Origin of the sequence: Paenibacillus sp. FSL R7-0163, from assembly GCF_037969975.1 — a bacterium.
GTDB lineage: Bacteria > Bacillota > Bacilli > Paenibacillales > Paenibacillaceae > Paenibacillus_AQ > Paenibacillus_AQ odorifer.
Map to the genome: position 1 here is coordinate 473,024 of NZ_CP150224.1, position 20,921 is coordinate 493,944.

General features: G+C 48.7%; 18 protein-coding genes. 13 read left to right on the plus strand and 5 right to left on the minus strand.

What is annotated here, in order from left to right; genetic code table 11:
- Positions 1 to 78 precede the first annotated feature (78 nt).
- The 3 genes from NST45_RS02015 (at position 79) to gpmA (ending at position 4,204) form a co-directional block, all read left to right on the plus strand.
- Positions 79 to 1,584 (plus strand): PLP-dependent aminotransferase family protein, encoded by a 1,506-nt coding sequence (locus tag NST45_RS02015; protein ID WP_076101043.1) that lies wholly within the window; start codon positions 79 to 81, stop codon positions 1,582 to 1,584.
- A gap of 312 nt (positions 1,585 to 1,896) precedes the next feature.
- A complete protein-coding gene (locus tag NST45_RS02020; protein WP_036679782.1) occupies positions 1,897 to 2,682 on the plus strand; it encodes an AraC family transcriptional regulator in 786 nt (261 codons plus the stop codon).
- Positions 2,683 to 3,460: 778 nt separating this feature from the next.
- Complete coding sequence (gpmA, locus tag NST45_RS02025; protein ID WP_036679780.1) at positions 3,461 to 4,204, plus strand: 2,3-diphosphoglycerate-dependent phosphoglycerate mutase; 744 nt, start codon at positions 3,461 to 3,463, stop codon at positions 4,202 to 4,204.
- 1,101 nt (positions 4,205 to 5,305) lie between these two features.
- Here gpmA and asd read toward each other — a convergent pair.
- On the minus strand, positions 5,306 to 6,097 hold the full coding sequence (asd, locus tag NST45_RS02030; RefSeq protein ID WP_036679739.1) for an archaetidylserine decarboxylase: 792 nt from the start codon (positions 6,095 to 6,097) through the stop codon (positions 5,306 to 5,308).
- A gap of 86 nt (positions 6,098 to 6,183) precedes the next feature.
- The gene (locus tag NST45_RS02035) at positions 6,184 to 7,278 is read right to left on the minus strand and encodes a YheC/YheD family protein (RefSeq protein WP_036679737.1); all 1,095 of its coding nucleotides are present in this window, start codon (positions 7,276 to 7,278) and stop codon (positions 6,184 to 6,186) included.
- Between the two features lie 217 nt (positions 7,279 to 7,495).
- Here NST45_RS02035 and NST45_RS02040 point away from each other — a divergent pair, with 217 nt between their 5' ends.
- The 5 genes from NST45_RS02040 to NST45_RS02060 all read left to right on the plus strand — a co-directional run bounded on the left by NST45_RS02040 (position 7,496) and on the right by NST45_RS02060 (position 16,084).
- Complete coding sequence (locus NST45_RS02040) at positions 7,496 to 12,184, plus strand: WIAG-tail domain (RefSeq protein ID WP_339824709.1); 4,689 nt, start codon at positions 7,496 to 7,498, stop codon at positions 12,182 to 12,184.
- 627 nt (positions 12,185 to 12,811) lie between these two features.
- A complete protein-coding gene (locus NST45_RS02045) occupies positions 12,812 to 13,654 on the plus strand; it encodes a glycosyltransferase (RefSeq protein WP_339824712.1) in 843 nt (280 codons plus the stop codon).
- A complete protein-coding gene (locus tag NST45_RS02050; RefSeq protein ID WP_339824715.1) occupies positions 13,651 to 14,571 on the plus strand; it encodes a glycosyltransferase in 921 nt (306 codons plus the stop codon). Before NST45_RS02045 ends, NST45_RS02050 begins: the two co-directional genes overlap by 4 nt.
- Positions 14,568 to 15,305 carry a glycosyltransferase family 2 protein gene (locus NST45_RS02055; protein ID WP_036679731.1) on the plus strand — a complete coding sequence of 246 codons (738 nt, stop codon included), beginning with the start codon at positions 14,568 to 14,570 and terminating at the stop codon, positions 15,303 to 15,305. Before NST45_RS02050 ends, NST45_RS02055 begins: the two co-directional genes overlap by 4 nt.
- A gap of 47 nt (positions 15,306 to 15,352) precedes the next feature.
- Positions 15,353 to 16,084, plus strand: a complete 732-nt coding sequence (locus NST45_RS02060; RefSeq protein WP_339824718.1) for a sugar phosphate nucleotidyltransferase — start codon at positions 15,353 to 15,355, stop codon at positions 16,082 to 16,084.
- 65 nt (positions 16,085 to 16,149) lie between these two features.
- Here the strand turns inward: NST45_RS02060 and NST45_RS02065 are convergent, their stop codons facing one another.
- Positions 16,150 to 16,665, minus strand: a complete 516-nt coding sequence (locus NST45_RS02065; RefSeq protein WP_339210710.1) for a GNAT family N-acetyltransferase — start codon at positions 16,663 to 16,665, stop codon at positions 16,150 to 16,152.
- A 195-nt stretch (positions 16,666 to 16,860) separates the two neighbouring features.
- Between NST45_RS02065 and NST45_RS02070 the strand changes: the two genes are divergently transcribed.
- The 5 genes from NST45_RS02070 (at position 16,861) to NST45_RS02090 (ending at position 18,910) form a co-directional block, all read left to right on the plus strand.
- Positions 16,861 to 17,148: a hypothetical protein gene (locus tag NST45_RS02070; protein ID WP_036679726.1), complete on the plus strand. Its 288-nt coding sequence runs from the start codon at positions 16,861 to 16,863 to the stop codon at positions 17,146 to 17,148.
- A gap of 24 nt (positions 17,149 to 17,172) precedes the next feature.
- A complete protein-coding gene (locus tag NST45_RS02075; protein ID WP_036679724.1) occupies positions 17,173 to 17,517 on the plus strand; it encodes a hypothetical protein in 345 nt (114 codons plus the stop codon).
- Entirely contained in the window at positions 17,514 to 17,816 is a 303-nt protein-coding gene (locus NST45_RS02080; RefSeq protein WP_051491084.1) for a hypothetical protein, read from the plus strand. Before NST45_RS02075 ends, NST45_RS02080 begins: the two co-directional genes overlap by 4 nt.
- Positions 17,797 to 18,237 carry a hypothetical protein gene (locus tag NST45_RS02085; RefSeq protein WP_143760491.1) on the plus strand — a complete coding sequence of 147 codons (441 nt, stop codon included), beginning with the start codon at positions 17,797 to 17,799 and terminating at the stop codon, positions 18,235 to 18,237. Before NST45_RS02080 ends, NST45_RS02085 begins: the two co-directional genes overlap by 20 nt.
- A gap of 142 nt (positions 18,238 to 18,379) precedes the next feature.
- Positions 18,380 to 18,910 (plus strand): GNAT family N-acetyltransferase, encoded by a 531-nt coding sequence (locus tag NST45_RS02090; protein ID WP_076142554.1) that lies wholly within the window; start codon positions 18,380 to 18,382, stop codon positions 18,908 to 18,910.
- 812 nt (positions 18,911 to 19,722) lie between these two features.
- Here NST45_RS02090 and NST45_RS02095 read toward each other — a convergent pair.
- Positions 19,723 to 20,649 (minus strand): IS3 family transposase, encoded by a 927-nt coding sequence (locus NST45_RS02095; protein ID WP_339826098.1) that lies wholly within the window; start codon positions 20,647 to 20,649, stop codon positions 19,723 to 19,725.
- A complete protein-coding gene (locus NST45_RS02100; RefSeq protein WP_036683594.1) occupies positions 20,598 to 20,915 on the minus strand; it encodes a transposase in 318 nt (105 codons plus the stop codon). Before NST45_RS02100 ends, NST45_RS02095 begins: the two co-directional genes overlap by 52 nt.
- Between the last annotated feature and the right edge of the window lie 6 nt (positions 20,916 to 20,921).

Sequence of the window (20,921 nt, forward strand, 5' to 3'; positions counted from 1 at the left end):
TAGTAGAGTGGTTGACAATTAAAAAGGACCAATTAAGATAGTTTTTAATGGACCACTTGCTGGTCAAGGAGGATAACGATGAATATCACGCTGGCATACGATCAATATCTGGCGATACACCGCTACAAATATTTAGCGTTATATCACGCGCTTCGCGCAGGAATATTGGAAGGAACACTTCCGGGAGGCACTCCGCTGCCGTCTACACGAAGTCTTGCTAAGCACTATGAGCTGTCGCGCGGATCGGTCTCGCAGGTGTATGAAATGTTGCTCGCTGATGGTTATGTAAGGACTGAAACGGGGCGGGGGACATTCGTATCGGAAGATAGCTTTGCTTCAGCTGCCAGTCGCAGTGACGGTGAGAATCAGGCTTTGGGTGAAGCCACAGATGCTGCTGGAGGAGATTGTGAAATCGAGACTACGATTCCTATTTCAGCATGGGGAAAGCGGCTGCTTGCGCGCCCGATACCCTTTTATGAAAAGAGTAATAAGAAAGCAGTGAGCTTCCAGAGTAGTGGTATGCGGATGGAACATTTTCCTTACTCCGAATGGCGCAGTGCGCTCTCTTATGCCGGAGGGAAGGAAGGTGGATTGCTGCAAAGCACTTGTCCACCTCAAGGCGATGAAGGACTTCGGAAAGCTATCGCTGCACATCTGCGGATTACCCGCGGGATTCGCGCGGATGCAGAGCATATCGTATTGTTCAGCGGTTCGATGCAAGGCATCGTTATTTTGACGCAGCTGCTGCTGGATGCAGGGGGCTCAGCGGTCGTAGAGGACCCGGGCTTTCACGGGATCCGGCGAGCCGTAGAGATCACTGGAGGCCGATTGCTGGCAGGGAAGCTGGATGGCAACGGCCTTATTCCGGAGGATTGGGATGCCCGGCTGTTGTTTGTTACGCCGAGCCGTCAATTTCCTACGGGTGTGGTACTGCCTTTGGAACGACGACGGACCTTGTTGGAATGGGCGCAGCGGCATAATGCAGTAATCATTGAAGATGATTATGACAGTGAGTTCCGTTGGGCTGGGCGTCCCATCGAGCCCTTAAAAGCACTGGATCGCGAAGAGCGGGTCGTGTATGTGGGCTCCTTTTCAAACACGATGTTTTCAGGCCTTCGGCTCGGCTTTGCAGTGCTTCCGCCCTCTCTGGTAAAGCCGACTATCGCCGCCAAGGCGCTATATGAGCCCTTGCCGGTAGGGCTGCTGGAGCAGCGAGCCTTGGCGCGGTTCATGAATACAGGCGGCTATGGCCGTCATCTGCGCCGGATGACACGCATCTATGGTGAACGCGGACGCATCCTCAGGACGCTGCTGTCGGAACGGCTTAAGGAGCTCTTCGAGCTGCTGCCTGGTGATGCGGGCTTGCATGTATATGCCCGCTGGCTGCGCAGCAACGAAGAGTTTGTTGCTTTCCGAGCGGCAGCGCTTAGGCGCGGCACGAATTTTAGAGATGCCGCGTTATATCAGCTATCACCGGGAGCGCCTGCCGCTTGTTTTTCTTTTGCCCATCTGAATGCCGCGGAGCTGGAGGAAGGGATAACAAGCCTGCATCTGGCGTGGGAAGATGTACAAAATGCAACATGACAAGGTATGATAAAGAAGATGAAATGCAAAACTAAGCGAATGCTTACGAATTTTGACGAAGAAACTCGGAGTAGATTAAGCTAAACAAAACTATATGGACGCTGCGAAGTCAGAGCAGATTTTGTTGACAATACTAAGCGAATGCTTACGAGGCAAGTTTTGCTAACAAAACAAAGCGGATGCTTACGAAGCGAGTTTTGCGAAGAAGTTCAAAGTAGGTTTGCTAACAAAACAAAGCGGATGCTTACGAAGCAAGTTTTGCGAAGTGGTTCAAGGTAGTTTATGCTAACAAAACTTTTAGGAGGGAACGTTATGCTGCATGCATCGCCGTCCTCTTTTGTTATTTTGCCGGCTCTGGCTAAGATTGTATGCGAGCCGGGCTGGAAATGGCAAAAAAGAGAGAAGTCGCTGCAAAATTATGATTTATTTTATGTATGGAGCGGGGAAGGGACGGTTGTGCGTAACGATGAACCCTTTCAAGTAGGTAAGGGAAGCTGCTTCCTTTTTCGTCCGGGTGACCATACAAGTGCTACACATAATCCGCAAAAGCCACTTGTACTTACATATATTCATTTTGATGTCTCCGAAGAGGTGACGGATATTCCGCTGCCCTATCGTGAGCTTACAGAAACCGTTGAATTTGAACATCTGCTTGCTAGGTACGTTCGACTATTTCTGGTGGATACTTACGCCGCTGAGGAAGAAGGGCAGCTTGTACTGAAGCAGCTGATGATTCATCTGCTGAGGGAGGACCGTGTGAAGCCAGTAGAACGTTATGTTAGCAACCATTTGACAGAAATCATTCACGAAATAGCGAACTATGTGAGCCAGCATCCGGGGATTGCACATCGTGTAGAGGATCTTGCTGCTCGTGCGGGGCTTTCGCCTCGGTACTTTTCAATTAAGTTTAAGGAGCTTACGGGCTCTTCTGTGCAGTCTTATGTCATCCGAGCCCGGATTGAGCGTGCTCAGCATTTACTGCTGTACGCAGGAATGAATGTTACTGAGGTCGCAGATGCGCTCGGATATCGTGACATTTTCTTTTTCAGCCGCCAGTTCAAGCAATATACCGGAAAAAGTCCATCTGAGATCCGCTGATTCACTTTTTTTGTTTCAGTTTGTTCAACCAAGGGTAAATACTTTGCAGTTTAGTTTACAGAGAATTTACATAACTTCTTGGAAGGAGACTCTTGGCATGATCATCAGACGCAGAATCTGCAACACGGATTGTAAGAGTGGAGGCGGAGGTATTTTTAGAAACCGCTTAAAACGGTTAAAGCAGGCGAACGCTTTTGTCGTGGACAGCTGGTTCTAAACGGAACAAGCAAGCATACAATCGCATGATATGACTAAAAATATAAATAGCCGGGGCCATGAGGCATCCGGTTTTTTTGTGTTGTTAGAAATTGATATATATAATGAACTTAAGTCGAAGACTAGAGTAACTGATGGACATTACATCGTGCCTCACGTTGTATTTTGTACAATGGATTGAGTCTAAAAGCAGTCGGATTTGAATTCTGTTGCACATCTCACATTCAAATTCAGGAGAAGCAGCCTTTCTAGAGATCATCACGATAATCTATTGCGCGAAGTACAATGTAATGTATTTTCAAGTGAGAGTTAAGATTTTCTGTTGCACATTCTACAATGAAGCGTAAGCTCATGTACCGCACTATCCACGCCGTTCACGGTCCATGTACGCCTCATTCACGTACCTTTGAGGATGTTTAATTGGTCTAACTATGAGGTAGCGGTAGATATTTATTTCTACGATTGGGTTATTACTAAGGTGAGAGCTTTCCGCGATACGTTTCGCATAATGTTGTTCGTCGGTAGAATATATAAGGTCCATAGTTGGAAGGAGAGAGAGAAAATGTACGAAATCGTACTAATACGTCATGGTGAGAGCCAGTACAATGTACAGAATTTGTTCACAGGCTGGAGTGACCCGGATTTAACTGAGAAGGGTATCCAAGAGGCAAAGACTGCTGGCAAGCTGTTGAAGGACGCTGGGTATACATTTGATCTGGCTTTTGCTTCGGTACTCAAACGCTCGATTAAAACTCTTAACTATGTACTGGAAGAGATGGATTTGCTGTGGATACCCGTGCAAAAGTCTTGGAAATTGAATGAACGCCATTACGGGGCATTGCAGGGATTAAGTAAAAGCGAGACAGCGCTAAAATATGGAGATGAGCAGCTGCATATCTGGCGGCGGAGTTTATCGGTGAGACCCCCGTTGCTGGAGCTTGATGATCCTAGGTATGCCAGAAACGATATTCGCTACAGCGGTGTTCGTCCGGAAGATATCCCGCGTGGCGAGAGCCTGGAGGACACTGTACATCGTGTAGGCGATTTCTGGGGAAACCGGATCGTACCTCTTTTGCGTAAAAAAGAACGGGTGCTTATCTCAGCCCACGGCAATACGCTGCGTGCATTGATTAAATTTATGGAGGATATTGATGAAGCGGCATTGCTGGAGCTCAATATTCCTACCGGAGTACCGCTCGTGTACAAACTGGATGAGGACATGAATCCTATCAGTCGCTTTTATCTAGGAGATCCGGAACAGGTAGCGGCCAAGGCGCTTGATGTTGCTAAGCAGGGACATGTGTAATTGGCGTGTAATAAGCGTATAGGCGTAACAGGTGTATTGAGTATAACGGGTGTACAGGTATAGTAAGCAAAACAGGCGGCGTAATAATCACATTAGGGCGTAGCAGGTTAATAAGCGTAACAGGCGTATTAGGTGGGTTACATGAAAAGATAAAAGGACAGCCTCGGGGCTGTCCTTTTTGCTATTAGTGTGTTTGTGACCAATCAAATGTGCGAAAATGGCGCGTATAAGGTCAGCTGGGTGCGAAAGCGTTGAATGTTAACCGTCGACCAACGCTCCGTAGATCCTCGACCAACGCTCCACTAGCCCTCAAATCCTCAACTAACTCTTGACCATCCCTCCACCAACTCTCGACTAGTCCTCCACTAATGCTCAACCATCCCTCAACTAACTCTCGGCCAGCCCTTAACTAACTTTCGACCAACCTCGACCAACGCTCTAGCAAATGCTTACGGACTCAGCAGCCGCTATTTGCCCATTTATCGCCATTTGAGCGGAGTTTCGGACTCCAGCGCCGCTATTGCCTAAGATCTAGCGCAAATAGGGTGTTTTTCATGCCAATAGCTGCGGTGGAGTCCGATAGAATTGCAAATGTGTGAAAAAGTCGCGTATAAGGTCAGCTGGGTCCGATAGCGGCGAGCGCACACCTTCCACTAACGCTCGACCAGCCCTCCACTATCTCGACCATCCTCAACTAACGCTCGACCAACCTCGACCAACGCTCTGCAAATGCTTACGGACTCAGCAGCCGCTATTTGCCCATTTATCACCATTTGAGCGGAGTTTCGGACTCCAGCGCCGCTATTGCCTAAGAATCGACTCTAATAAGGCGTTTTTGGTGCCAATAGCTGCGGTGGAGTCCGATAGAATCGCAAATGTGTGAAAAATCCGCGTATAAGGTCAGCTGGGTCCGATAGCTAACGATAGGTATACGATAGCTAACGATAGGTACACGATGGTTAGACGATAGGTATACGATAGCTAGAGGGTTCGTGTCCGCAACTGTGCTCCACACTAAGTCCCCAAAATTAGAGGGCACCCCAGCAGCCATTTCATGGCTTTTGAGGCACCCTCTAATTTTTGACATTCGCCCAACTCTCCCTACAAAGGTCGATGCAACGTTCCCAGTAGTTCGCCCATCTTTACCTTCGAGTTGACCTCAAGCTTGGGTCTCGGGGTAAAGGTACCGCTTTCCGTGAGCAGCACTACGGTGGAGCCAAACTCAAAATAAGCCAGATCATCGCCTATTTGCCACTCTGCAGCCGTAGCATCCGTATAACGGATGCTGCTGACGTTCATTGCGCCTACCTTTACTACCGCGGTTTCCCCGTAACTCCCGGCAATATACGTAATGAGACGTTCGTTGCGGTTCAGGACACCCTTCATATGTCGCATTCCGAAATCGTTGACAGGATAGGCCCGTCCGCGAATATAATCGCTCTCCACCTTTTGTCCGGTAAGGGGAGAGTGAATCCGGTGATAATCGGTAGGACTCAAATAAAGAACGAAGAAAAAACCCTTCTTGTACAGCTCCAGATGCGGGGAGTGATTAAGGAGATCCTCGATCTTATAATCCTGCCCTTTTACATTCATAATCGTACCGGCGGTAATGTCACCCATAGCAGTAATCGTTGCGTCTACGGGACTAACCAAAGCGTCAGCATCGGTTGCAATAGGCCGCATGCCCGGCTTCAGCCGGCGGCTGAAAAACTCATTAAGAGTGAGATATTCTCCAGGATTTTTCTCCGCTTGAGCGGAGGGGATTTGATAAGTCTTAATAAATGCCGGGATAAGAAAACGGCTGATTCTACTATGAGAAAAAGATCCCATTAACCGTGAAAGCCACCGGTGTGAGGATAGCTCGGTCATCAGCCGTAGCAATTGTTTTACCATGCCCATCTCCCTTCCATAATGCAGCAGTACGGTTGTATACGGGTCGTCTCTGCTCTGCATTATATTGACATAGAATAGGAGACAAATCAATAACTGTTATATACCGTACTGTTCGTTTCTATTAAAAAACGCGCGTATCCCATAGGTCTGCGATAGCTGTCTTTCCAAATTTCCGTAAGGCCGGCTTTATGAAATCCGTAGCGTTGGTCGCGACCGTTACATTCTATGAAGAAGAGTCGTCCGTCCTTAGTAATGCCTATATCCAGTCCGATATCGGCCAGTCCGGGAAGGTCTTGCTCCAGACACCGTGCGATTGCAAGGCTAAGTATTTCGACAGACATACGGATGTGGGCCGCTGTGGATCTTGAAAAGGCTTTTTCGAGCGCTAGGGAGGAGCTTAACGCTTCTCCTCCGCGGGCTATATTGGAGACAAAGCCCCCTGGGGCAGCCAGTTTGGCGAAGAGCCCAGTGACCTGCCAATCTCCTCCCCAGCCGCGCTGAACGGTGACGCGTAGATCAAAGGGACGTCCTCCAATCTCAGCAAGGGGAATACGTTCTTGAACAAGATAAGGCACGGAGGTTAGGCGTGCGCGGAGCGCTTGTGGCAACGCCGCCTGATTTACGGGAATATTTCTCCAGCGCTGCATCGAAGGGGAGAGGTAGCTCAAGGTCCAACGCTGAGATCCCTTGCGGACCAGCCGCATGACCCCATTCCCTATACTTCCACGGCAAGGTTTAAGAATGAGATCGGGATAAAGATTCATCATTTCTTTTAGGCCTGAGACTCTCGTTGTTACGGGTAAATATTCGCGAAGCTCCGTATTTTTTTCAAGCAGCTGATGGATCTCATCTTTGCCGTATCGATTACATGTATTGAAAATCAGGGGATAGTGCTTCAGCAGACGCTGCATCCCAGGGCTGTTTTTGCTGTATATTGCCCGGTTATGGATAACAGCAGGCGTAGGAACAACTACGCTTTTATATCCGTTGGCTCCCTTTATATAGGCGGCACTAAAGCCTGTGTCCGTATCGATGTCCGCGAGCTTCAGGAAGCAAGGGACTAAACCGTATGCCGCCGCGGCCTCTTCATAGTTGGATAGAGACTCCTGTCCTGTTTTTAGCCGGGGAACGCCCCGGTGCATATCGGCATTTAGTAATATTCCAACGAGCTTATGCCCCATGTTTGTTCCTCCTGTTTCATCGGTTACATGATCCCTGCTTTTTCTACTCTTGTCATAGTATGTTTGTACCCGCGTGTCAGGGTGGACGAATGCGCGAAGGCAGATGCCTTTTTTTATACATAATCTTATGAAGGCCTCATCGCAAAAGGGTGTCATAAGCCCATACCGCTGCATATGATGCCTAGGAGAAACATTAGATGGAAGGAGGAGACTGCTTGTGAGGGGTTCCAAAAAAAAGCAGCCGCGCAGTCCACAGAAACGACTCTATTTTGTAGATAATCCCAATAAAGAGGAACTGAGTATGCTGGATACCAAAAGCAGCTCTAGAAGCTCGGGGAATAACAGTGACGGAGTCAGTGAAGCAGAGATCGCGGAAGTTCAGGTAAGTGGGGGAGCAATAGCTGAAGTCGTTCTAGAGGAGCCAACTTCTGCTCCAGTTCTACAATTGGAGCCGGAGCTTATAGAGGAAGCGCAGCTTCAGAAACAGGCGGATAATCTTCCTGAAACCGTATGGTTCGCTCCTCCAGAGAAAGAACGTTTTCAGCCCGTTTATACAGATGATCTTTCGGATGCAGCGGTGACCGGAGCCAAAATCGCTCCACGTACCATTGACGGTTCTAAGCTAAAGTTCGGCATTATTGGTACACCTTGGCTGCAAGATTACGCTGTACAGAGTATCAATATCGCGGACAAGGCAGTCACTTCTGCAAAAATCGCACCAGAATCGATTGTGGGCGAGCATTTAGCAGAAGGAAGCGTTAGTGGCGGTAAGCTGCTGGATCATTCGATTAGTGGAGAGAAGCTGAAAAATGGCAGTATTAGTCCAGAGAAGCTGGCTGATCGGATTATAGGCGGCGGTCAAATTGCAGATAAAGCCATTGAGAGCCGCCATTTAAGCGATTTGATTATTACTGCGGATTTACTGGAAGATGGAGCCGTTACTAGTGACAAAATAGGAAGCAGCAGCATCACAAGTCGCCACCTAGCTAACGGCAGTGTTGACCGTTCCAAGCTGGCCGATGCAGCGGTATCTGGCGATAAAATTGCTGATGGTGAAATCAGCAGTTCAAAGCTAGCGGATGCTGTTATTGAAGGCCGCCATCTTAGCGACGCTTTGATAACCGCCAGACATCTGGCCCCGGGAGCGATTGGTTCTGATCAGCTTGCCAGCAAATTGATCGGTAAGGAACAGCTGCAGTCGGGTATTATCGAAGGCGGGCATTTAGCTGATGGAGCTATAGGCTCCAAGCAACTTGGTACAGATGTCGTGAGAAGCGTCCATTTAAGCCCAGAAAGTGTGAATGGTAATCATATCGGTGATGGCGAAATATCGAGTCGGCATTTGGCTGACCGCAGCATCTCTTTTTTAAAGCTGGCTGAGGGTGCAGTAGGAACTGCACAGTTAGTGGAGCAAGCGGTAACCTCGTCCAAAATTGCTGACCAAAGCATTCTCCCACATAAGCTGGCAGACGAAGCAGTGACCACAAGACATATTGCTAAATCCGCCATTCGCGGACCGCAAATTGCTATGCAAGCCATAACTTCTATTCATCTGGAACGCGAAGCAGTGAATCATTCGCATATAGCGGCGGAAGCGGTCGGCTCGGAGCAGCTTAAGGAAGAAGCTATTCAGACTCAACATTTATCTTCCGGTGCTGTGACTGGAGAACAGCTGGCTTCAGAATCTGTGGGCGGGGAGCATCTTCGTGCACAGAGCGTTACTTCTGCCAAGTTGGCAGATGGAAGTGTAAATGCAGCTAAGCTGGCAGCAGGTGCAGTGATTGGGAGCACGATTGCGCGTGAAGTAGTCAGTGGTGAACATATCGCTTTTTGTACAGTGGAGGAAAAGCATCTGGCGGATGCCAGTGTGAGCGGCCGTGTATTGCAGGATGCTGTGGTAAATAAGGATCATTTGGCCACGGGAGCCGTGGAACGAAGACATCTTGGTGAAAATAGTGTGACTTCCGCTGCGATTCAATCGGGCTCAGTTTCAGGAGATAAGCTGGCTTCCGCTGCGGTGAGAGAAATTCACCTGGCAGCAGGAGCTGTGCAGCCTCATCATCTGGCCGATCATGCAGTGACCTCGTTGAAGCTTTCACCGGAAAGTGTCTCAACGGATAAAATCAGTGATTTAGCAGTCACTTCGGCTAAGCTTGCAGACGGCAGCATAGAATCCAGTAAACTGGCAGCGTCAGCAGTTCATGCTGAGCATTTGTCGGTAAATGCTGTAAGTTCGAAAACCATAAGCGAAAGTGCCGTTCAAAGTAGACATTTGAATCCCGGCAGTGTCAGTGGGGCGCATATCCGGCCGTTGTCTATAGGGAATGGTCATATCCTTCCGAATTCTATTTCTGCGGTTCAAATCCAAGAGGGCAGTATTAATAGCTCTAAGCTGGTAAAAGGTGCCGTGGATTCTCAGCATCTTTCACCTGGTAGTGTAGACGGCAGCCATTTGTGTACCGATACGATTGAAGGTCGTCATATCCTACCTGGTGAAATCACGCTGGCTCATCTGGCGGAAGAGGTACGTAGCTCTGAGTTGCTGCCAGACGGCTGCATAACTGGGGAGAAGCTGGCTGAAGGATCGGTAGATTCCAACCATCTCCTGCCTGGAAGTGTGAACGGAAGCCATTTGAATTCGGGTTCTGTCGAAGGTCGACATATCCTACCGGGTGAGGTCACGCTTGCTCATCTGGCTGCAGATGCATATACCTCCGACTTGCTGCCTGAAGGCAGTATTACCGGGAAGAAGCTGGCGGGAGCATCCGTGGATTCTATTCATCTAGTGTTTGGAAGTGTGGAAGGCGGACATCTGAGTTCAGGTTCCGTCGAAGGACGTCATATTGGAAATGGTGAGATTACCCTGGCTCATCTCGCCGATGAAACCCGAAGCGCTGATCTGCTGCCAGACGGTAGTATTACTAGAGAGAAGCTGGCGGAGGAATCCGTAAGTTCTATTCACCTAGTGCCTGGCAGTGTGGATGGCAGCCATTTAGGCCCAGACACAGTAGAAGGCCGTCATATCCGATACGGTGAGATCACGCTGGCTCATTTGGCAAAAGAAACACGCAGCTCTAAATTGCTGCCAGACGGTAGTATTTCTGGAGTAAAGCTGGCACATGCTTCCGTAAATTCAAATCATCTAGTACCTGGAAGTGTGGAAGGCGTTCATCTAAGTTCAGGTTCTGTCGAAGGGCGCCATATTGGAAAAGGTGAGATTACGTTAGCTCATCTGGCCGAAGAAACACGTAGCGCTGACTTGCTGCCAGACGGTAGCATCACTCGGGAGAAGTTGGCGGAAGAATCCGTAAATTCTAATCATCTGGTGCCTGGAAGCGTAGATGGCAGTCATTTGAGTCCGGACACAATAGAAGGACGTCATATCCGATATGGTGAGATCACGCTGGCTCATTTGGCCGAAGAAACACGCAGCTCCAATTTGCTGCCAGACGGTAGCATTACTGGGGAGAAACTGGCGGAAGCATCCATAAATTCGAATCACCTTGTACCTGAAAGCGTGGAGGGAACTCATCTGAGTCCGTCTGCAATAGAAGGACGCCATATTGGAGAAGGTGAGATCAAGCTAGCACATCTGGCGGATGAGGTACGCAGCTCCGAACTGCTGCCAGACGGAAGCATTACTGGGGAGAAGCTGGCGGAAGCCTCCGTAGAAGCAATTCATCTAGTGCCTGGCAGTGTGGATAGAACTCATCTGAGTCCGTCTGCAGTAGAAGGTCTCCATATTGGAAAAGGTGAGATCAAGCTAGCACATCTAGCGGATGAGGTACGCAGCTCCGAGTTACTGCCGGATGGCAGCATTACCGGTAAAAAGTTGGAGGGTGGATCTATTACTGCCTACCACTTGGCTCCTGGCAGTGTCTATGGGGGACACTTAGGGGGGAATGCGGTAGATAGCCGCCATATCCGTGCTGGAAGCATTACTCTGAATCATTTGGCAGAAGAAGTGCGCAGCGCTGATTTATTGCCGGAAGGCAGTATTACAGGCGAGAAGATTGAAGTCGGAACGATCCAGTCTTTCCATTTGGCCCAAGGCAGCGTCTCTGGAGGTCATTTGGCCGGGGATGCGGTGGAAGGCCGCCATATTCGATCGGACAGCATCACCCTGAAGCATTTGGCAGAAGAGGTACGCAGTGCGGATTTGTTGCCAGATGGCAGTATTACTGAAGAAAAACTCGCCGAAGGCTCCGTGAGTTCTTCACATTTACAACCATGGAGTGTTTACGGAGAGCATCTTGCTGACAAGATCGTGGCAGATCGGCATTTGCAGCCTGGCATCATCAAATTAGAGCATCTTGCGGATGAAACACGCAGCTCAGCACTGCTCCCGGATGGCAGTATCAACGGAGCTAAGCTGAAGGAAGGCAGTATCGAGTCCGCTCATCTGACAGAAGGTGCAGTAGGGACAACAGAGCTTCAGGATGAAGCGGTAGTTGCATCCAAAATCTCTTCGTTTGCGATTCAAGCCCGCCATCTGGAAGAAGAGAGTGTTCAGGAATATCATATTTCCCCAGGTGCAGTAAACGGGACTCATCTGGCACCGAACTCTGTAAATACAGATCATCTGTCCTTCAGTCCGATTCAAACAGCTGGGAAGCGAGAAGCACTACAGCAGTTTGGAATGACAGCATTTATGTTCAATGGGGATGCAGAGAGTGTAGAGGTGACCGTATCGTTTGATGAGAGCTTTGGGCATACGGGTTATGTGCTTGTTGCCATGACCAATCAGCCTTACTTCTACGCTTCCTTAAAGAGCAGAGCCAATGGAGAAGCAGTGATTCAAGTAGTACGGTTGCGCGAGACTCCGCATTTCTATGGGGTTATCTCTTGGATTGCTATAGGCGCTCCCTTAGCTAAGCCGGCAGCAGATGATCGCGTATTTGATTGAACCTTAAGCAGTTCCTCTTAAAAATAGCAGAGTAGCGAATCTCCTTATTGGAGATCGCTGCTCTGTTTTTTTGGGGGGGAACGGTACATGTCAGCATCGCCGGGTTCTAAACATTCGCTGTGGCTGCGGCTCTGTCCGATAGCCTGGTAGTCTAAACATCCGCTGCTACTTACGGACCCAGATGGCGTTATTTGCAGGTTTGTCGTTTTTTGAGGCTGGTTTAGGACTCTAGTGAAGCAATTGTATAGAAATAGAGCATTATTGAGTTCTTTTCATGCCAATAGCTGCTACGGAGTCCGTTAATAATCTAAAAGTGTGATAATGCGGCGAATAGGAGCAACTGTGTCCGATAGCGCTAATGTCTAAACATCCGCTGCAGATTCGGTTTTATCCGATACCGCCCTAACCTAATCAACCTGCTGCGGTACTGCGTTCGTTACCATCGCAGGTTGTGTCCGCGGCAGCTGGCTATGCGCAATGTATCTAAGCTGAAGTTTGGTGGGGAGTACATTTGTCCTGTTTTCAGAACGACAGGAGACAATTGCCGTTACCCTGTGCGTTGTAGTACATAAACTGTGATGTAACCCTCAGCCTGAAGAATTGGCTCTGTAAGGAAGGTGGATGAGCATGAAGCCCAAACGAACTTCTGCCCGCCGCACAGGACGGCGGGTCTCTCGGATGAAGCGGCGGACTACACGCCCAGTGCGGCAAGTCGCTGTAGTCCCTATAGTTAACCATCCTAATCCCTATGTTTCGGTTATTATTCCAGCCATGAATGAAGCTCAGACCATTGCGGGAGTGATATCTGGAGCCAGAGGGGTCCATCCGCGCTGCGAGGTAATTGTGGTCGTGAATGGATCCACTGATCAAACGGCAGGGATTGCACAATCGCTAGGTGCGCGTGTTATTTCCTATGAGTTGCCGCTTGGACACGACGCTGGCCGTAGTGTGGGAGCTGAGGCAGCCAAGGGAGAAATCCTATTGTTTACAGATGGAGATTTGGTGATACCTGCTTCGGGGCTGCGTCCTTACGTCACTGCTGTTAGTGGTGGAGTGGACATAGCGCTTAATGATTATTCCGGTCCGGTCCGGAAGCTGTCCCCCCATCCGGTAGTGCTGTCTAAACATGCACTGAATATTCTGCTTGGCCGTCCAGATCTGAAGGGATGTTCGATGACGGCAGTTCCGCACGCAATCAGCCGCAGAGCACTTGATATTTTAGGGAGCGAGTCATTATCACGTCCTCCACTGGCGCATGCCCAGGCAATTCTTAGTGGACTGCATGTGGTAGCCGCTCACAAAGTGCCTGTAGGGAAATTGAATGCGGTAAGACGCAAGGAAGACGGCAAAGATCCATTGCAGCAGTTGATTACAGCGGATCATATGGAGGCTGTATCCCTGTTGCTGGAACATCGGGGGATCAGAGCGGGCTTTGGCGACGGAGCCCGGCGCAGAGAGATGGTGAGATGATGGTTGCAACTTTACGAGGCACAGCAGCTCGAACGGCAAAGAAACGCCCAATCCGTCACAGGTCAGCCAATCGCTCTGTAAAAGGCAACGCTGCTACTCGCCCGCTTCTGTCTCGGCAATCGAAGGCAGGCAAGGAGACTCTGAAGTTACCGAAGTTACGCGGGACTTTGTCAGTCATTATCTCCGCGCGTAATGAGGAGCAGACCTTGTCACGTCTGCTGCATCAGGTTGCACGGCTTGAACCTGCAGAAATTATCGTCGTACTTAATGGCTGCAGTGATAACTCTTTTCCTATTTCTAGACAACATCGTCAAGCCATTGTAGTACACTGCCCAGAGTCTGTCGGACATGATGTGGGTCGGGCTATCGGTGCGAAGCTGAGTCGCGGGGATATATTGCTTTTTCTGGATGGAGATATGGTCATTCCGGCCTCTCAGCTCGGTTCATTCACGGCGGCTGTAGATCGTGGGATTGATGTAGCTCTTAATGATTTAGACTCATTGATGCCCTCTTTTGGATTATGTGATGATGTCACCCGCAGCAAACTGTTTCTGAATTATGCTCTGGATAGGTACGATCTCGGAGTTAGCTCTATGACAGCTGTTCCTCATGCGCTTTCGCGGCATGCGCTTGAGACCATAGGCTACCGTGAATTAATGGTTCCACCTAAAGCCCAAGCTCGTTCTGTATTAGAAAAGTTACGGGTGGAGAAGGCTGGGACGGTAAATGTTATTAAACATAATCGGCTGCGCAAGGCAAATACAGGGGTTGGAAATGCTGTGGAAAAACTGATCATAGGAGATCATGCTGAGGCTCTACATGAGGTTCTTTCCCGGCGAAAAGCTGGCGGTCTGCTAAGTAGTGAGACTCAGCGCGAGTACCGCAGACAGGTAGCCGCTTGGAGGAATCGCATATGACGCTGACGAGTATTATTATTCCAACCTACAATGCGCTGCCCTTGCTGAGGGCCTGTGTGGAATCTATTCTTGCCTACACTCCGCCGCCTTATGAGATTATCGTAGTGGACAATGCTTCAACGGACGGAACAGACACTTATTGCCGTGCGAATCATATAACGTTTATTTCATTGCCTGACAATCGCGGCTTTCCAGCTGCATGCAATATGGGGCTACAGCTAGCTTCAGGTGATGAATTACTGCTGCTGAATAACGATGTAGTGGTATCTCAAGGATGGTTAACTAATCTGAAGAGAGCTCTATATAGTGCTCCTGATGTTGGTATTGTTGGGCCAGTCACAAACTATGCTAGTGGACGTCAACAGGTGAAGACTGATTATGAAGGTCTGATAGATTTTCATCAGGCTGCTGAGAGGGCGAACCTTCCAAATCCCCAGAAATGGTTGGAGACGAGACGGCTGGTAGGATTATGTTTTTTATTCAAAAGAGAGCTGCTTACTTCCGTAGGTCTACTGGATGAGAGATTCTCACCTGGACATTACGAAGATGATGATTATTGTTACCGTACCAGGATAAAGGGATATCGGTTGCTTATCGCCGGGGATTGCTTGGTGCACCATGAAGGAAGTGCAAGTTTCAAGCAAGTTTACAATACCGGACTGCAAGAACTGGTGGAACGAAATCGCAAGATTTTTATAGATAAATGGAATGTAGACCCTATAAATTTCATATGAAGTGCAGATCCGAAGGCAAAGGACGTAGATAAAGAGGAGGAAAGTAAGTGAAAGGAGTCATACTGGCGGGCGGAACAGGATCTAGACTTCAACCGCTGACCCGGCTTATGAACAAACATTTGCTTCCGGTCGGCAAATATCCTATGGTCTGTTACGGCATAGACCGGCTTCGCCGGGCAGGAATTACCGACATTCTTCTGGTCATAAGCAAGCAGTCTGCTGGCCTGTACACGGATTTTTTAGGTAGCGGTGCTGCATTTGGTGTATCTCTGACCTATAAAATTCAGGAAGCTGCCGGAGGCATTGCCGAGGCTCTTGATTTAGCAGAAGGGTTCATTTTCCCGGGGGAACGATTTGTTGTATTGCTCGGGGATAATCTTTTTATGGATGATCTGAAGCCTTATGTGGAGAGTTATCTTCGTCAGCCAGAGGGCACTGCAAAGGTGTTGCTGAAGCCGGTGGAGGACGCGCGCAGATACGGTGTACCTGTGTTTGACAGTCAAGATGCGGCATGGATTGCTTATATCGAAGAAAAGCCGGAGCATCCGAAGACCAATTATTGTGTAACTGGTATTTATATGTACGATGAAGCTGTATTTGATATCATCCGGCGGGTATCACCTTCCAAAAGGGGGGAGCTGGAGATTACCGATGTAAATAATATATACGCCGCTGATCGCAGACTTAGTTATGATGTGCTTAAGGATTGGTGGAGTGATGCGGGGACGTTCCAGTCTTTGCACGAGGCGGGGGAAAAGTTAAAGGATGCACTGCCATAAGGCAGTGCTTTTTTTGTTGTAATCTTGCTATAGATAGCCGCAAGGGCTTTGAAATCACGCGTTACTCAGAGGGCTCGGGGTTTGGAAATCCTCCACCAGATTAAATCCTCAGTTTCTTTGTATCTCTCAGAGCCTAGACTCTCCAATACTTTGTGGGAGGCTGTATTATCTTTTTCAGTGTCAGCGATTACATAGACAGCTTGGGGATGGGAGAAAATCCATGCAGTAATTGTGCGTAGTGCCTCTGTTGCATACCCTTTTCTTCTATATTTCTCATCAATCCCATATCCTATAATAACCTCGCCTTTCTCATTCGGGTAACCTTTAAGGATAATGAATCCTATAATACATTGATCTTCCCGATGGACGATGGCCCAGTTCGTTAACCATAGGTAATGGTCGGGGTCCTGCTGCACCTTTTTTAGCCTGATCTGCATAGCATATTGCATTTCATCATCAAGCGCCGCACTGATGGCAGCTAAGCCTAATTGTTGCTGTAGCTCCGAATAGTTATCTATTGCTAGTGAGAGTTCTGGGGCAGTTAAAGGTATTAGATCGATCCGCTGGCTTTCAAGCTTCATATATTCCCCACCAATCATTGGTAAACTCAGGATTGCGCATTTCACATTTTAATCCTTTTAAATGTACTTAGCAATAACGTAATCTTTATGTCATCCAGTCACTTATAGAGCCTTAACTTGTCGAGGATCCCCGGCACCGTAACGGCTCCTGCCGCATATGCTGTAGCAGGGCGTTTGAGCAAAGGAGACATGAAGGTGCAGAGTAAAATAACTAAAGTCCTGCAGCACATGGCCCATACGCATGAACAGATGGCGCGGATTCTAGACGCTGAGCGCCATGTGGCTGTCCGTATGTCGCAAATTGTCCACGATCTGCCAGATGCGGAGCCTGATTTTGATGGGATCAGCGGGATGATCGAAAGCTCAACTCAGGTAAACAAGAATATTATTGCTTACTTGAATGCACTTGCAGATCTGGAAGAAGCGATGGCTGATGGGGTAGGCAGAGTGATTAAGGAATTGAACGGTCAAGAAGAAGAGTAACGCTATAGGAGCGGGAGGCGGAAGATGAGCAGAGAAAAGGCTTATCTGCAAATGCTGGAGTCCACCGCCGCCATCCAGTGGAACGTTGCGTTGATTCTGGAAGCTAAGGCGGTTGAAGCTGAAAAGGTAAAGCAGTGGGCACAGCATCATATCCACGCTAGAGCCTTTGATTCCCACAGTGAGCAACTGAAGGAGTCCCTCTCTATACACGAGGTCATCGTGGAGATGGTCGAAGGGCTGACCAAACTGGAGAACGGACTCTACAGCAATTTAAAAGCAGTGCTGGGCAGTGGCGAAGACGATGGTGGCGGGGAAGGTTTTGGAGACATGTCAGGTGATGGCTTTAGTTTTGGAGAAGACAGCAAATGAGCGGGGACCGTCTCTCTGAACATGCCGTCAAGCTGGAGATGATTCGCTCCATTTCGCGCAGTCAGGCTGCTTTGGCGGCCATCTTGGAGAGCATCGCCGAATTGACGGAGCAATCTGAGTTGACGGCCCGCAAATTGAGCGACAATATCAGGATTTTAAGTGGGTATCAGAGTGCGATGTGCCGGATGATGTCCGGGATTTCACTACATCGTCCTAAACGGGGAATTCCTGCTGCGCCATGGCTGAGTAAGGCATACGCCGTAGGAACCTCCAGAGAACATGGAGCACAGGAGGAGTAGAAGCATGAAGAAGAAAAGCCGCAGAACGCTACGTTCAGGCAGAACCCGTAGACGCACATTGCTGCTCTCGCGGAAAGCAAAAGTTCGTAAAGGGCTAGCCCGTAAAACCCGCAGAGTTCTTGCCCGGAAAACTGCTCGTTATGGGAAGTCGAAAAAAGGCCTATTGCTACGCAAGAAAAGAAGACTTCGTCGTAAGCTTGTTCGTAAAGTAAGGGTTTCACAGCCACCGGTGCTTGTGGTACCCGTGAGCGAGGCTCCGCCTGCTCCACAGGTAATTCCGCTCCCCCCGGAGCTGGGCGTTTCGCCGGAAACGCCCCCGGCAGACGCCTTTCAACAGGGCTACACCGAAGCATACAACGTGGGGTTCGACGCCGGTTTCGCCAAGGGCTTCGAGGACGGGCATAAGCTGGAATTCAGCTAGGGGACACAGATGACAAGATCCGCTCCGCCCGTGAGCGGGTCTTGGGGTTTTCGTGCGGACTGGTTTGCTGCGCTGCCGATGTGATAAACTTCATAATGAAAGTGAAAATAATATGAGGTTAAGATGAAGGCAGGGATGATTCATGGATACTGAGATTCGCAGAGCACGCAAAGATGAGATTGATGAAATTATGGAGTTGATTGCCAAATGCGTACAGGTGATGCAAGCAGGTGGCAGCGATCAGTGGGACGAGCATTATCCGAACCGGGAGATCATCTCCCTTGATATTGAACGTGGCAATCTATGGGTATGTGAGGAGAACAATGCGGTGGCCGGCATTCTAGTGTTGGACGAGCACCAATCCGAGCAGTATGGGAAGATTGACTGGACAGAAACGCAAGGGCCTCATTTAATTATGCATAGATTGGCTGTGCATCCTGAAGTTCAAGGGAAGGGAATTGCACGCCGTCTTAGCACTTATGCAGAAGAACATGCTCGCCAGAATGGTTATTCAAGTATCCGTCTGGACACATATGCTAAGAACACTGGGGCACTCGCCCTATATCCCAAGCTGGGTTATGACCTCAGGGGTGAGGTAACTTTTCCAGGGCGTACCGCTAATTTTCCGGTGTTCGAGAAGGTTCTAGAAAAGCACGGGAATTCGGAAGCTTAACATAGCGAGAGAACCAGAGGATATCTCATGAGCCATCTAATGGCTACTGAGATATCCTCTTTTTGTGGAAATAACACCGTTTTCTAAACAAAAACTTTGTTTGATTAGGTAGCAATTTGCGCTTACGGAAACCCTACTCAAAAGGCGATAAGTGTGCAAATAGTACATATGGACGGACATGTCTCAAGAGAATAGCGTCACTGGAGTCCGAAATCTTGCTCAGAAGGCGGAAAATGTGCAAATAGCGTCATCTGGGTCCGAAAGCATCAGTGGCTGAGTATGACTCGACAGTAACGGACCCAGATGACCTTAAACGTGGCATTTCCCCACATTTGGGATGCTATCGGACTCCACCGCAGCTATTGGTACAAAACACACCGCATATGGACCTGTTTCGAGGGAATAGCGTCACTGGAGTCCGAAATCTTGCTCAAAAGGCGAAAAATGTGCAAATAGTGCCATCTGGGTCCGAAAGCATCAGTGACTGATTGTGACTCGACAGTAACGGACCCAGCAGACCTTAAATGCGGAATTTCCCCACATTTGGAATGCTATCGGACTCCAGAGCAGCTATTGGTATAAAACACACTGCATATGGGCCTGTTTCGAGGGAATAACGTCACTGGAGTCCGAAACCATGCTCAAAAGGCGAAAAATGTGCAAATAGCGTCATCTGGGTCCTTAAGCATCAGTGGCTGAGTATGACTCGACAGTAACGGACCCAGATGACCTTAAACGTAGCATTTCCCCACATTTGGGATGCTATCGGACTCCACCGCAGCTATTTGGACCTCTGTCAAGAAAGTGGACAGTCACGCAATAGACATTCTAGTCAATTGCTCAGCAAAACGAACTGGAGAAAGATACCCCAGCGCGCAATGCATTCGCTTGCGGTTATAATAAAACTCAATATATTGAAAAAGTGTCTGGTAGGCTTGCTCCTTAGTTTTGAATCGTGGATTACAATAAATGAGCTCCTTTTTCAAAATGCTGTGCCACGACTCGATACAGGCGTTATCATAACAGTTACCTCTGCGGCTCATGCTGGACTCCATGCCATACGCTTTCAACTGCTTCGTGTATTCATGAGAAGTATATTGAGAACCTCTATCGGAGTGATGTAATAGATCCTTTTCCGGTTGTTTAGCTTCGTAAGCATCTTGTAAGGCGCCCGAAATTAAGCTAGTTTCCATATGGTTCTCCAAGCGCCACCCCACGATTTCGCGCGTGCAAAGGTCCATTACACTAGCCAGGTACAAGCGCCCTCCCCGGCAAGGAATGTACGTAATGTCGGTAACCCATACTGAATTGGGTTTGAGTATTTTAAATTGCTGGTTCAGCGTATTCGGGGCAATCGGATGGTCATGATTGGAGTCAGTGGTCTGTACGCGATACGTTTTGGAGACAATGGAGCGAAGCTTCATATGTCGCATGTACACACTCACCGTGCGTTCGGTAACGGTATAACCTTCTTGATGTAACAGGCGGGTGATCTTCGGACTCCCATACCGCTTTTGATGGTCTGCAAAATGATACTGAATTCGCTTCATTATCGCAGCCTTACGAAGCATATGCGTACTGTTTTTTTCTGTCCGCCACTTGTAGTACCCGCTCCGTGACACATGTAGGGTCATGCACATCTTCTCCAAGAGAAACTCGGAGCGATGTTTTTCAATAAACTGGAATCTCAGTTCCTTGGTTTGCTGAAGATGTGCACTGCTTTTTTTACGATCGCTAATTCCTCTTCCACATCAGCAATCTTGTTATCTTTTTCTTGAAGTTGTCGGCTCATTTCTTTCAACTGTGCCTCGAGTTCCCGTACTCGATCCACGCTAGCTGCCGGTTCATTCTTTAGTTCTCGATACTGACTCATCCATTGATGCAGGGTACTTTTTGGGATGTTGAGCTCTTCCGCCAAGTCGCCCACTGTCTTTGTTTGCTCTTGAATGAACTGCACTGTCTGTTTTTTAAATTCTTCGTTATACCGTTGTCGATGTTCTCCCATGTGAAC

Excerpts from the sequence above, each read along its gene's own strand:
- asd (WP_036679739.1), bottom strand. The coding sequence starts at position 6,097 with ATGGTAAAACAATTGCTACGGCTGATGACCGAGCTATCCTCACACCGG.
- NST45_RS02020 (WP_036679782.1), top strand. The coding sequence starts at position 1,897 with ATGCTGCATGCATCGCCGTCCTCTTTTGTTATTTTGCCGGCTCTGGCT.
- NST45_RS02075 (WP_036679724.1), top strand. The coding sequence starts at position 17,173 with ATGAGCAGAGAAAAGGCTTATCTGCAAATGCTGGAGTCCACCGCCGCC.
- NST45_RS02080 (WP_051491084.1), top strand. The coding sequence starts at position 17,514 with ATGAGCGGGGACCGTCTCTCTGAACATGCCGTCAAGCTGGAGATGATT.
- NST45_RS02035 (WP_036679737.1), bottom strand. The coding sequence starts at position 7,278 with ATGGGGCATAAGCTCGTTGGAATATTACTAAATGCCGATATGCACCGG.
- NST45_RS02065 (WP_339210710.1), bottom strand. The coding sequence starts at position 16,665 with ATGAAGCTTGAAAGCCAGCGGATCGATCTAATACCTTTAACTGCCCCA.
- NST45_RS02085 (WP_143760491.1), top strand. The coding sequence starts at position 17,797 with ATGGAGCACAGGAGGAGTAGAAGCATGAAGAAGAAAAGCCGCAGAACG.
- NST45_RS02090 (WP_076142554.1), top strand. The coding sequence starts at position 18,380 with ATGGATACTGAGATTCGCAGAGCACGCAAAGATGAGATTGATGAAATT.
- NST45_RS02050 (WP_339824715.1), top strand. The coding sequence starts at position 13,651 with ATGATGGTTGCAACTTTACGAGGCACAGCAGCTCGAACGGCAAAGAAA.
- gpmA (WP_036679780.1), top strand. The coding sequence starts at position 3,461 with ATGTACGAAATCGTACTAATACGTCATGGTGAGAGCCAGTACAATGTA.
- NST45_RS02045 (WP_339824712.1), top strand. The coding sequence starts at position 12,812 with ATGAAGCCCAAACGAACTTCTGCCCGCCGCACAGGACGGCGGGTCTCT.
- NST45_RS02100 (WP_036683594.1), bottom strand. The coding sequence starts at position 20,915 with ATGGGAGAACATCGACAACGGTATAACGAAGAATTTAAAAAACAGACA.
- NST45_RS02015 (WP_076101043.1), top strand. The coding sequence starts at position 79 with ATGAATATCACGCTGGCATACGATCAATATCTGGCGATACACCGCTAC.
- NST45_RS02055 (WP_036679731.1), top strand. The coding sequence starts at position 14,568 with ATGACGCTGACGAGTATTATTATTCCAACCTACAATGCGCTGCCCTTG.